Below are 11,988 nucleotides of genomic sequence, written 5' to 3' on the forward strand. Positions count from 1 at the left end.
GGTCTGCAGATGAAATCGGTAGGTGAGGTGATGGGCATTGGCCGCAGCTTTACAGAAGCCTTGCAGAAAGCCTGCCAAAGCCTGGAGATCGGTCGTGCCGGTTTAGGTGCCGACGGTCGCCAGAGCCGCAACCTCGAAGAGATCATGGCCAGCCTTGAGCACCCAAGCTGGGACAGGCTATTCCACATCTATGACGCCCTGAGCCTTGGTGTGCCAATCGAATCGGTACGTAAAGTAACCAAGATCGACCGCTGGTTCCTGAACCAGATCCAGGACCTGATCAACCTTGAAACTGAGCTGCGCCGCTACAGCCTTAATAATATCCCTGAAGAGTTTTTCATGACCCTTAAACAAAAAGGATTTTCAGACGTACAGATAGCTCACATTTTGGGCAACGTAACCGAAGAGGATGTTTACCAGCGCCGCAAAGCCCTGGGCATGACCCGCGTTTACAAAATGGTTGATACCTGTGCTGCCGAGTTCCCTGCAAAAACACCGTATTATTACTCAACCTATGAAGGTGAGAACGAATCGGTGTCATCCGACAGGAAAAAGATCATTGTATTGGGCTCGGGACCTAACCGCATTGGTCAGGGTATTGAGTTTGATTACAGCTGTGTGCACGGCCTGCTTGCTGCTAAAGAGGCCGGTTTTGAGGCCATCATGGTTAACTGTAACCCTGAAACGGTATCTACCGACTTTAACATGGCCGATAAGCTGTACTTTGAACCGGTTTACTGGGAGCATGTACGCGAGATCATCGAGCTTGAAAAACCTTATGGTGTAATTGTTCAGCTGGGTGGTCAAACTGCGCTTAAAATGGCCGAAAAGATGCACGAGCACGGTATCCGCATCATTGGTACTTCATTCAATGATATGGACATTGCCGAAGACCGCGGACGTTTCTCTGATCTGTTGAAAGAGCTTGAAATTCCATACCCCAAATACGGTGTTGCCGAAAGTGCTGAAGAAGCACTTGAAGTAGCCCACAAGATTGGCTACCCTGTATTGGTAAGGCCAAGCTACGTATTAGGTGGCCAGGGCATGAGCATTGTGATCAACGATGAAGACTTGGAGAAAGCAGTAGTAAGCCTGCTGCGTAACCTGCCGGGCAACCGCGTGCTAATTGACCACTTCCTTGACCGTGCCGCTGAGGCCGAGTCTGACTCGATCAGCGATGGCGAGGATGTTCACATTGTAGGTATGATGGAGCACATTGAGCCAGCGGGTATCCACTCAGGCGACTCATACGCAGTACTGCCTCCGTTTGATTTGTCGGACAATGTGATCAGCCAGATTGAAGAATATACTAAAAAGATTGCCAAAGCCCTTAACGTGCGCGGCTTACTTAATATCCAGTTTGCTGTAAAGGATGATAAAGTTTATGTGATAGAGGCTAACCCGCGTGCATCACGTACGGTGCCTTTCATTGCCAAAGCTTATGACGTGCCTTACATCAACATTGCTGCTAAAGTAATGCTCGGCGTAAATAAACTGAGCGACTTTACCATCGAACGTAAGCTTTGGGGGTATGCGATCAAAGAACCGGTATTCTCGCATGATAAATTCCCGGAAGTTACTAAAGAGCTTGGTCCGGAAATGAAATCTACCGGTGAGGCTATCCGCTTCATCCCTAACCTGCAAGACCCGTACTTCAGGAATTTGTACAAAGAGAAATCGATGTATTTAAGCAGATAATTAAAACATTAAATTGCAGCCTTTGTAGTTTAATTGCTAATAACGTGAACCTGCAACCCTAATTGCAGGTTCACTATTGTTGTATTTAGTTACTATAGATTGAAAGTTAATTCGGCTAATGGTCAGGAAATCAACCTTAAAAGTGTTGATCCTGAAGATATGGGTGATGTTTTAGTGAAAATTGAAAAATCATTTAACATCAGTTTAAACGATACATCAGTAAATGATGTACAAAACTTTGGTAAACTTTGCGACGTTGTAGTTGAAAAGGTAAAGAAAACAAATGATGGCTGTACTACACAGCAGGCATTTTACAAGCTCCGTAATGCCATTAATGCATCAGCAGGCCATGATAAGGATATCATAAAGCCCCAAACCAAACTTGTTGATCTTTTTCCGCGCGATAGCCGTATTGAAGCTGTGGCTGCCATTGAAGAGGAGATGGGTTTCCAGATCAGCTTGCTTCAACCCAAGCAATGGATAGTTAACCTGTTTACGATGATATTGGTCGTTAGCTTTGTGTTGGCCTTTTATTACTTAGCCATAGGAATTGCCGGTATGGTGATAGCTGGTATAGGCTTGAAACTGGCAGGGCGCTTTGGTAAAGAGATGCACGTAAAAACTATCGGCGATCTGGCCGAGAAAATTGCCCGCGAACACTACATGAAATGTAAACGCGAAGCATCTGCGGTAAACAAAAATGAGGTTTCTGAAAAATTAAGGCAGCTTATCGTAACAAACGCATAGGTATGATTGTCATGGTTAATGTACGTACGTTAACTTTAACAAGACTAATCACATCCTGCTTTGAGAACTACCTTTATCCTGCTTTTTGCCCTGCAGATATGCGGGGCAGTAAAAGTTCATGCCCAGGCCAAAAATGCTATCGGCCTGGGATTTGGCTTTAACACCTCCCGCGAAAACAGTACCGGCTTCGGCGGTATTTTGCAAGGTGAAATTAAAATAACAAAGGCTGTCAGCCTCACGCCTTATTTGAGCGCGGAAGTACCATACAATGTACTGGCCGGCCTTTCGGGTAGGTATTACTTCAATAAAACAATCTATGCCTCGGCGGGTGCTTTTGGTTACTATGATGCCGATTATAGCGGTTTCGGTGGCACGGGTGGGGTAGGGTTTATTCTACTATCAGGACGTCATCAAGCGCTCGATCTCAATTTTCATGGCGATTATCTGAAAAAAGGCTACCGGGCCACGCCAGTTGCCGGGTTCAGGCTTATCTATAGCTTTTCATTTACAAGGCTTGAATAACCTTATTTATCTATCATTAATCCCTTCACCTCAAAACTGATTCTCCGGTAAGGATTGGTTTTTACCTTATGTTGTTTTTTGCCGTTAACTGTATCGCCGGCCATATGCTGCAGATCGTCGGCGATGAATTGCTTGGCCGCTATCCCTGAAATTATTACTGTACGGCCCGCTAATTGCCGGGGCAGATTTATACCCGCATTGGTAAAGTAGGCTGCAATAACCCGTTGGTTACCTGCATCCATTTCAAACCAGCCGCCTTTTTCTTTAGTTACTTTAATCACCTTGCCGCTAATGGCGGTGGTAATGCGTGTTTTGTTCCCCATAAAAGCTTCCAGCTTCGATGCCGGCATTAATGTTATGGTATCGGGCTTTTCTCCAAATACCATTCCGTGCGGCAACGGCACATGTTTTTGGGCAACAGCTATATTGGCTATTAAAATGGATATAAACAGTGTTATTAATTTCATGGTAAGTATGATAACATACCACTGCCTGAAATGTTGCCGGGTTTTTGATTGATATTAGCTTTCGTTCAAAAAGTAATTGACCGGGTTTTATCGGTATCTGCAGGGCAGAATCATCCTTTGGTAAGTAATAAGTATGTTAATATTTGTTAAAATGTTACTTTAAAGTGATTTGCTACGTATTGATGAGTTAATTTTGCTTACTTTACTACATAATAACTTTTAAATTAACTCGTGAAAAAGAGCTTTACTAAAACAATTTTATTTGCTGCGTTTTTATTTGCCGTTGCTTTAGCAGGCACAAGCTGCAGTAAAAAAGACGCTACAGTGGTAACCGTACCAGATTTGACCACGATGGATGTGGTGACTGCCGAAAGCGGAACAATTGCCTATGCCGGTGGTTTATTTAACGGGACAACCGATATAAGCTTGAGCAGCTATGGCGTTTGCTACAGCTCAACTAATCAAACCCCTACCACGGGCGACCCAAAAACCAAAGATACCGTACTTCAGTATGCCTATACTACAAAAATTACCGGTTTAACCCCAAAAACAACTTATTACGCCCGTGCATACGCTGTAAACAGCGGAGGTACCGGTTACGGCAAAGTGGTTCAGTTTACCACCGGCGATGGCACAACATCAACCGGAGGAACAGTTAGCACACTTGCTGGCAGTGCTTCAGCTGATTTTGTTGATGGCTTAGGTGGAGCTGCTCTTTTTGACAGTCCGCAGGGAATAACTACAGGTGTGGACGGCAATATTTATGTTGCTGATTCATTTAACAGCGCTATACGAAAGATCACGACGGCGGGAGATGTCACTACGCTTTCGGGCAATGGCGAAATTGGCTATGTTGATGGTCCTATAGCTACCGCCCAGTTTTACGCTCCTCAAAGTTTGGTTACCGATGCGTCAGGCAATATTTACGTTGCCGATTATGGCAACAATAATATCCGCAAAATTACGCCAGCCGGTGTTGTAAGTACTTTCGCAGGCAGCGGCGATGCTGGTTATACTGATGGAACAGGCACTAAGGCAACCTTCAACAGCCCGCGCGGTTTGGCAATTGATGGTTCCGGAAATATTTTTGTAGCCGATATGGGTAATAACCTCATTCGTAAAATTACTCCTGCCGGTGTAGTTACCACGTTTGCAGGCAGCAGAGGTGCAAGCTATTTGGATAATGCGACAGCAACCAGTGCTACTTTCAACAAGCCTAACGGTATTGCGATTGATGCCAGCAATAACATATACGTGGCTGAAGCGCTTAATCACACTATTCGTAAAATAACTCCGGCAGGTGTTGTTACTACCTTTACCGGTGGTAATAAACAAATCGCTCTTCTTGGCGGTCCATCGGCTATTGCGTTTGATAAAAACTGGAACCTGTTCATCGCCGATCAAAATGGCAGGATCCTGGAAATTACCAAGGACAAAGTACTAAAAGTAATTGCCGGTAACGGAACAACCGGTTTCGCTGACGGTGTTGGTGCCGCAGGTATATTTAATTCGCCGCAAGGCATTACGGTTGACGCCAGCAACAATGTTTACGTAGCGGACTATTACAACAACCGCATCCGTAAGATCGTATTGCCATAAGCTGCTAATCTAACAGATATTTTTAGCGCCATAACAACTCTTATTTCAGGAGATGTTATGGCGCTGATTTTTTATAGGGTTTTGCTTTTTAAGGAGAGGTAAAGTTCGGTAGGTAGGCCTTTGCCATCCTGAGCGACCGCGAAGGATTTTTTATTGTACAGAGGTGCTATAAAGGGCGAAGTATAAGCTTCATTCTTACCCATGACATATTTAAACAGGGGGCATGCTGAGCCTGTCGAAGCATGGTGGGAAGGCCTCTGCGCGCGACCCTTCGACAGGCTCAGGATGACAGGCCTTCTTGGGTTAATCTTATTTCACATTCAGAGCCGAACGGATTTAAACATTCAGCATGACGTGATGAAGGTGTCATTTCAGCTTTAGTTGGGTCCATCGGTTTTCTATTCAACACCACGGTTCTTGAATCCAGACTTACGAAGTTTTAAAAACTTTGTAAGTCTTCAACTGCTTTTTTTTTCAATCTGCAGAGTTTTCAAAATCCTAATTCTTCTTAAAATCATAAGCCCCCCGCTCCACAAAATCAGCCACTTTTACACGCACACCTGTAACCTCACCGTTTTGCACGGTAAAGGGGAACACTGCTTTGCCCAACGTAGGGTCAGAAAAAGTTACATAAAAGCGGTTGCCGCCAAGTGGTTTTAATAATGCGTACATTTTGGGGTGGTGCTCAAAGCGCATTTCAAGGTTACTACCCTCGCCTTGCGTAACTTCCATGCTGCCATAAAAATCATTGCTGTATTTGCCAATGTATTTGTTGGGTAATAACAATGGTTTGGGATTCAACAATACGGAGTCTCTCAGCTTTTTATCTTCGGCTTGTTCGGTTGCTGTATTGGCTTTATATTGTTTTAAATAACCCTCGCTATAATTGCGGAAGGGCTGTTTAAAATAAGTATCTAAAATATCCCAGCGCAGGGCTTCAAACAGTTCGTTCTGATCGGTATTGGTTAAGATGATAATACCCAGGTTATCCTGCGGGGAAAGCGTTACTGACGACAAATAGCCGTTAACCCCACCATCATGCATCACCAGCCGGTGGCCCGAATAATCCTGTATAAACCAGCCTAAGCCATAAAGTTCAAAGTTGTTTTCGCCGTTCATATGGTGCACACTGCCCACAATATCCTGCGGCACACGTGTAGCCTGGATGGCAGCAGAAGGGATCACCTGGCGCTGCCCAACCTTACCATCGTTCAATAAAGCAAGCACCCATTTGCTCATATCATTTACCGACGAGCTGATAGACCCTGCAGGCGCGATGCCATCTATCTGGCAATAGGGGATAGGTGTAAGCCTGCCATCAACAATGGTATGCGGAACGGTGCGGTTTAGGGATGTTGGCAAGTCCTTGCTCAAGGCCAGGGTATTGCCCATGCCCAGTGGCGCGAAAATGGCTTCTTTTAAATAGGCTTCCCATGAATGTCCGTTGGTTACTTTTGGAATGATCTCACCGGCGGTTAAAAACGCCGCGTTGGTATAACCCCAGCGTGTACGGAACGGATAGGTGGCTTTAAGCTTGCCCAAACGCTGAATTACCTCCTGGCGGGTAAGGTTGGTATTGTAAAAAGTAAAATCGCCCTGGAAGGTTCGGAAGCCGAGGCGGTGGCAAAGTAGGTCGCGCACTATTACCTGGTCGCTTGCGTTTTTGTCTTCCAGTTTAAATTCCGGAATGTATTTGGTTACCTTGTCATCTAACGACAGTTTTTTGTTTGCCTCCAGCATGGCAAGCGCTGTTGCGGTGAAAGCCTTGGTGTTGCTGCCTATCATGAACAGTGTATTTTCATCAACCTTGTTCATGAGGCCAAGCTCTTTAATGCCATAGCCTTTCATGAGCACCACCTTGTTGTCTTTCACAATACAAACAGCTATGCCGGGCACGCGCCAATTGGTCAGGGCCTTGCTGATATAGAGGTCTAAACTATCTTTAATGAACTTGCTCCTGTCGGCCCGCTGGGCGTTAACTGATGTGAAAAATAACATGCAGACAGCGAGCAATAGAGGTATTTTTTTCATTACAGATGACTTTAGATTTCTTTATTGTGCTAATTTAACGCAAAATTTACAGTGACGTTACTTAATAAATAAAAATAACGGCGCTCTATTAATTCAAACTAAATGTATATGAAATTTTACCGTTCGGGATTAATTTTCCTTACCGCGCTACTGTTAATTATCCAGCAAAATACTGCCCGGGCACAACGCGCGGCTGTTAACTGGACTAAAGACGGCTATCAGTATTATCGCATCACCGGAGGACAGATCATCATGGTCGACGCCCGCGATACCTCCAAAAAAACTGTTTTTATCACCAAAGAAGAATTGACACCTGCAGGCAAAGCTCCTATCAGTGTTAAAAGGTTTACCGTGAGCGATGATAACAAAAAAGTGCTCATTAACACCAATACCAAAAAAGTATGGCGCTATGACACCCGCGGCGATTACTGGGTTTATGATTCCAATACCAAAAAACTTTGGCAACTGGGTAAAAGCTTGCCGGCGTCATCACTGATGTTCGCCAAATTTTCGCCGGATGGCACAAAGGCTGCTTACGTAAGTGGGCATAATATTTATATGGAAGACCTGGCCGACGGTTCAGTAAAGCAATTGACTACTGATGGTACCCAAAAGCTTATCAACGGTACTTTTGACTGGGCTTATGAGGAAGAGTTTGGCTGCCGCGATGGTTTCCGCTGGTCGCCGGATAGCAAATCGGTAGCCTACTGGCAAATAGATGCCAGCAAGATCAAAACCTACCTGATGCTGAACACTACCGATTCGGTTTATCCATATGTAGTTCCGGTTGAATACCCTGTTGCAGGTGAAGATCCAAGCTCATGCAAAGTGGGAGTTGTTAACACGGCTACCGGCAAAACCACCTGGATCAACGTTCCGGGAGATGCTGTGCAGCATTACATCCCAAATATGGAATGGGCCGATAACTCAAACGAAGTTATTCTTGAACAATTGAACCGCGCGCAAAATGAAAGCCGCGTGTTCATAGGCAATGTATCAAACGGTACAACCCGAGCGATCCGTGAAGAGCATAATGATTCGTGGATTGATGTAAAAGACCGTGTAGCAGGCGGCGACGCTGTGGGTTGGGGCTGGATTGAAAAAGGCAAAAGCTTTTTGTGGCTGAGCGAAAAAGACGGCTGGCGTCATCTTTACAAAATAACCCGCGAGGGCAAAGAAACACTGATTACCAAAGGTAATTATGACGTTATAGGGGTTGATATGATTGACGAAGCTTTGGGTTATGTATACTTCATAGCTTCGCCGGATAATGCTACACAAAAATATCTTTACAAAATAAAATTAAGCGGCGGCAAAGCCGAGCGTGTTTCGCCGGCAGATGAACCGGGTACACATGGTTATGATATATCGCCTAACGGCAAAGTTGCCCTGCATAACTTCAGTAACAGCTATACCCACTCGCAAAGCGAAGTGATCAGCCTGCCTGAGCATAAACATATTGGCGGCACTGTAATAACCGTTGACAAGGATGCTAAAAACAAACCCGAGTTTTTCAAAGTAAAAACTGTCGACGGCATTGAAATGGATGGCTGGATGGTAAAACCAACCAATTTTGATCCGAATAAAAAATATCCGGTGCTGTTCACTGTTTATGGCGAACCGGCAGGGCAAACCGTTACAGATACCTGGGGTACAGGCCGTAACAGGCTGTATGAAGGCAGTATGGCCGATGACGGGTATATTTACATGTCGGTTGAAGGCCGTGGCGCTCCTGCCCCCAAAGGCACCGCCTGGCGCAAGGCTATCTACAAAAATATTGGCATCATTAACATTCGCGACCAGGCTATGGCCGCCAAAGAGATCATCAAATGGCCTTTTGTTGACTCAACCCGTATAGCAGTACACGGCTGGAGCGGCGGTGGTTCATCAACCCTCAACCTGATGTTCCAGTATGGCGATATTTATAAAACAGGTATCGCGGTAGCAGCAGTAGGTTACCAGCTTACTTATGATAACATTTACCAGGAGCGTTACATGGGCGTGCCTACGGATGATGCCGGTCGTGCTGTGTTTATTAAAGGGTCGCCGGTTACTTACGCTAAAAATCTGAAAGGTAACCTGCTTTATATTCATGGTACTGGAGATGATAACGTGCATTACAAAAATGCAGAGCTGCTGATTGACGAGTTGGTTAAATACAACAGGCAATTTCAGCTGATGTCATATCCTAACCGTACGCATTCCATATCAGAAGGGGAAGGTACAACACAGCACCTGCGTACGCTGTTTACGCAGTACCTGAAGGCTAAATGTCCTCCGGGAGGAAGATAAACACAATAACAGGAAAAGCCCTCATATAGTTCATTATATGAGGGCTTTTGCTTTTGCCCGGAAAAAGAATATGATGCTGTATCATTATGCTTTTTTTAAGCGTAACCATTGATATGAAACAGATTACGAATCCTGCAAAAGTGTTAGGCTTGTTAGCCATTGTTTTAATAACGGCGTTTTGGGGCTGCCATAAAGAGACGGTAACAAGTGAGCTGAACGTATCGGGGAAATGGATTGTTCCGGCTGCCTATTCACAACAGTGGATACAATATGAATACGATTTTAAAACTGATCATACATTTGAGGGTACAGTGACCAGTGTTGATTCAGTTTCCAAAAAGCTTATCGGAACGTCATCAAAAAGGGTTGGAAAATATAAGATCCAGAATTCGGTATTAACCTTATATGATATAACTGATTATCAAAACAAAAACAATGCTTTTGGCCCGGTTTCGGAACTGGCAGCTGTTAATAATATTATTGCAGTAACGGCCAACTACAATATGGTTTTGAATGCCAGCGGAAATATACTTACGCTGACATATATATGCGGGCCGGCCGAGGATTGTACCGCGCCACAGGGAGTGAACTATTTTAAACAGTAACAGGTCTGTAACTTTCTTCGGACCATTGAAATAAAAATGCCAGTGGCACTCTCGCTACTGGCATTTTTATTGGGGTAGTTTTAGTAAAGTATCGGCAAATTCAATAATCCTCGGCATTTAAATGATCCATAAACGAATCCCCGTTTTTTGAAGGTAATTTTGACGGCTCAGTTTCAAAATCACTTTTGCGGCCAAGCATAGTAAAGTTTTCGGCCACAATTTCGGTGGTGTACTTTTTAACTCCTTCTTTATCCTCAAAGGAGCGGGTACGTAATTTCCCTTCAATATAAACCAGCTTCCCTTTTGAAAGGAACCTGGCTGCAACTTCAGCCAGTCCGCGCCACATTACAATATTGTGCCACTCAGTTTGTTCAACCTTTTTACCGTCTTTATTAAAGGTTTCTGAAGTAGCTAAAGGGAAACTCGTTACAGACACCCCGCCTTCTAAATTTCGTACTTCGGGGTCTTTCCCCAAATGGCCAACGAGTATTACTTTGTTTATTCCAGACATGCCATAAATTAACGCAAAATTATTTTACAAATTAAAAATATTTTTTAATAATATAAAAATGATTTTCGGCAATGCTAACTCCGGCAGGTTTTGAACATTGATCTTAACCCAATTTTCGTGCATTTTAAGGGGCTGATTTTCAATTTTTATCAACCTTACAAAAAGCCGCTGATGGGTAAGGATGTGTTTATGTACCGGCGAAACTTCAATTGCTTCAATATCATTACCAAAAACAGCCGAAACCTCAGGTTGTTTCAATAATTCTTTTACGCTTAAAAGTGTATCTGTTTCAGCCATAGGCAAATCAAACATATTAGCCCAGATGTCCTTATCGCTCCTTTTGTTCATCAAAATGGTATCGTCGTTGGTTACCAGGAAATAATTGAAGAAGCGTTCCCGAACTTTTACGGTTTTTAATTTCACGGGGAGGGCGGCCACCGCATTGGTTTTAAATGCCTCGCAACCTGTGTGAACGGGGCAAGTTCCGCAGCCGGGATTTTTAGGTTTGCATAGCATGGCGCCAAACTCCATCATGGCCTGATTATGCAATCCCGGCATTTTCTTATTAAGAAAGTCATCGGCTATCCGTTGAAATGTTTTTTTACCCCCGGTTGAGTTGATGGGTTCATAAATACCCAGAAAACGGGCTAACACCCGGTAAACATTGCCATCAACTACGGCCTTGGCTTCATTGGCTGCAAATGAGGCAATAGCAGCGGCCGTATATTCGCCAATGCCTTTTAGTTTAATCAACTCATCATAACTATCGGGGAAGCGGCCGTTATGTAGTTCCTGTACCAGGCGTGCTGTTTTGAGCATGTTGCGTCCCCTTGAGTAATAACCCAATCCCTGCCATAGCTTCAGGATCTCATCTTCATGGGCGGCGGCAAAGCTGCTTACATCAGGATATTTCTCCAGGAAGCGGTAAAAGTAGGGCATGCCCTGTTCAACCCGGGTTTGTTGCAGGATGATCTCGGATAGCCAGATCACATAAGGATCGGTGGTGTTGCGCCAGGGCAGATCGCGTTTATTGTTTAAGTACCATTGTACCAGTTCGTCGGTAAAATTCATCGTTGTAAAAGTAATTAAGAAACAAGAAGGCAGGAAGAATCAGGAGACAAGAAATCAAGAGGCAAGAAATCAAGAGCCAGGAGACAAGAAATCAAGAGGAAAGAAATCAAGAATCAAGAGGCAGGAGATAGGAGCGGGGAAGAGCCAGAAAGTAAGAAACTGTGAGATGTGAAATTTAAAAAACAGGGGATAGATACGGGCTGCATACCTGTGAAATGGCAAGCCTTCGCTACGGGCTGGAATGATAGATTTTCACACTTTTTTTCACACTTCTTTACACCTGGAAGCTGTCAGTTAAGTGGTGATTTATAAGCCTCTCATACTCAAAATTGTAACGAAAATGTAGGTTTTGCGCTATTGGCAAAAAAAAACGGATAAATATTTCGCTGTTAACGGATAAAGCAATACTTTTGCAACCCCAAAACAGTTAAGTATTTATAAAATA

11 protein-coding genes are annotated in these 11,988 nt (G+C 44.2%); 6 read left to right on the forward strand and 5 right to left on the reverse strand.

Annotated features, from left to right (window positions below; genetic code table 11):
• From carB to VF500_RS27470, 3 genes are all read left to right on the forward strand, one after another.
• Positions 1-1,698: carbamoyl-phosphate synthase large subunit (carB, locus tag VF500_RS27460; protein WP_330862722.1), on the forward strand; the 1,698-nt coding region annotated here is incomplete at its 5' end.
• Between the two features lie 99 nt (positions 1,699-1,797).
• On the forward strand, positions 1,798-2,445 hold the full coding sequence (locus VF500_RS27465; protein WP_330862723.1) for a hypothetical protein: 648 nt from the start codon (positions 1,798-1,800) through the stop codon (positions 2,443-2,445).
• Positions 2,446-2,505: 60 nt separating this feature from the next.
• Positions 2,506-2,967 carry a hypothetical protein gene (locus tag VF500_RS27470; protein WP_330862724.1) on the forward strand — a complete coding sequence of 154 codons (462 nt, stop codon included), beginning with the start codon at positions 2,506-2,508 and terminating at the stop codon, positions 2,965-2,967.
• Positions 2,968-2,969: 2 nt separating this feature from the next.
• Here the strand turns inward: VF500_RS27470 and VF500_RS27475 are convergent, their stop codons facing one another.
• Positions 2,970-3,434 carry a DUF4920 domain-containing protein gene (locus VF500_RS27475; protein WP_330862725.1) on the reverse strand — a complete coding sequence of 155 codons (465 nt, stop codon included), beginning with the start codon at positions 3,432-3,434 and terminating at the stop codon, positions 2,970-2,972.
• 231 nt (positions 3,435-3,665) lie between these two features.
• On the opposite strand from VF500_RS27475, the gene VF500_RS27480 reads away from it, so the two are divergent.
• On the forward strand, positions 3,666-5,033 hold the full coding sequence (locus tag VF500_RS27480; RefSeq protein WP_330862726.1) for a hypothetical protein: 1,368 nt from the start codon (positions 3,666-3,668) through the stop codon (positions 5,031-5,033).
• Between the two features lie 71 nt (positions 5,034-5,104).
• On the opposite strand, the gene VF500_RS27485 is transcribed toward VF500_RS27480, so the two are convergent.
• Both VF500_RS27485 and VF500_RS27490 read right to left on the reverse strand, forming a co-directional pair.
• Complete coding sequence (locus VF500_RS27485) at positions 5,105-5,236, reverse strand: hypothetical protein (protein WP_330862727.1); 132 nt, start codon at positions 5,234-5,236, stop codon at positions 5,105-5,107.
• A gap of 295 nt (positions 5,237-5,531) precedes the next feature.
• Positions 5,532-7,064 (reverse strand): serine hydrolase, encoded by a 1,533-nt coding sequence (locus VF500_RS27490; RefSeq protein WP_330862728.1) that lies wholly within the window; start codon positions 7,062-7,064, stop codon positions 5,532-5,534.
• A gap of 102 nt (positions 7,065-7,166) precedes the next feature.
• Between VF500_RS27490 and VF500_RS27495 the strand changes: the two genes are divergently transcribed.
• Positions 7,167-9,356: a S9 family peptidase gene (locus VF500_RS27495; RefSeq protein ID WP_330862729.1), complete on the forward strand. Its 2,190-nt coding sequence runs from the start codon at positions 7,167-7,169 to the stop codon at positions 9,354-9,356.
• Between the two features lie 113 nt (positions 9,357-9,469).
• Positions 9,470-9,961, forward strand: coding sequence for a hypothetical protein (locus VF500_RS27500; protein ID WP_330862730.1), 492 nt, complete (start codon positions 9,470-9,472; stop codon positions 9,959-9,961).
• A gap of 100 nt (positions 9,962-10,061) precedes the next feature.
• Here the strand turns inward: VF500_RS27500 and VF500_RS27505 are convergent, their stop codons facing one another.
• Both VF500_RS27505 and mutY read right to left on the reverse strand, forming a co-directional pair.
• On the reverse strand, positions 10,062-10,472 hold the full coding sequence (locus VF500_RS27505) for a single-stranded DNA-binding protein (RefSeq protein WP_330862731.1): 411 nt from the start codon (positions 10,470-10,472) through the stop codon (positions 10,062-10,064).
• Between the two features lie 24 nt (positions 10,473-10,496).
• Positions 10,497-11,543 (reverse strand): A/G-specific adenine glycosylase, encoded by a 1,047-nt coding sequence (gene mutY / locus VF500_RS27510; protein WP_330862732.1) that lies wholly within the window; start codon positions 11,541-11,543, stop codon positions 10,497-10,499.
• Positions 11,544-11,988 lie beyond the last annotated feature (445 nt).

The organism is Mucilaginibacter sp. (assembly GCF_036383575.1).
Lineage (GTDB): Bacteria > Bacteroidota > Bacteroidia > Sphingobacteriales > Sphingobacteriaceae > Mucilaginibacter.

Coding starts and splice junctions, on each gene's coding strand:
- VF500_RS27490 (WP_330862728.1), bottom strand. CDS start 7,064: ATGAAAAAAATACCTCTATTGCTCGCTGTCTGCATGTTATTTTTCACA.
- VF500_RS27500 (WP_330862730.1), top strand. CDS start 9,470: ATGAAACAGATTACGAATCCTGCAAAAGTGTTAGGCTTGTTAGCCATT.
- VF500_RS27505 (WP_330862731.1), bottom strand. CDS start 10,472: ATGTCTGGAATAAACAAAGTAATACTCGTTGGCCATTTGGGGAAAGAC.
- VF500_RS27475 (WP_330862725.1), bottom strand. CDS start 3,434: ATGAAATTAATAACACTGTTTATATCCATTTTAATAGCCAATATAGCT.
- VF500_RS27495 (WP_330862729.1), top strand. CDS start 7,167: ATGTATATGAAATTTTACCGTTCGGGATTAATTTTCCTTACCGCGCTA.
- mutY (WP_330862732.1), bottom strand. CDS start 11,543: ATGAATTTTACCGACGAACTGGTACAATGGTACTTAAACAATAAACGC.
- VF500_RS27485 (WP_330862727.1), bottom strand. CDS start 5,236: ATGGGTAAGAATGAAGCTTATACTTCGCCCTTTATAGCACCTCTGTAC.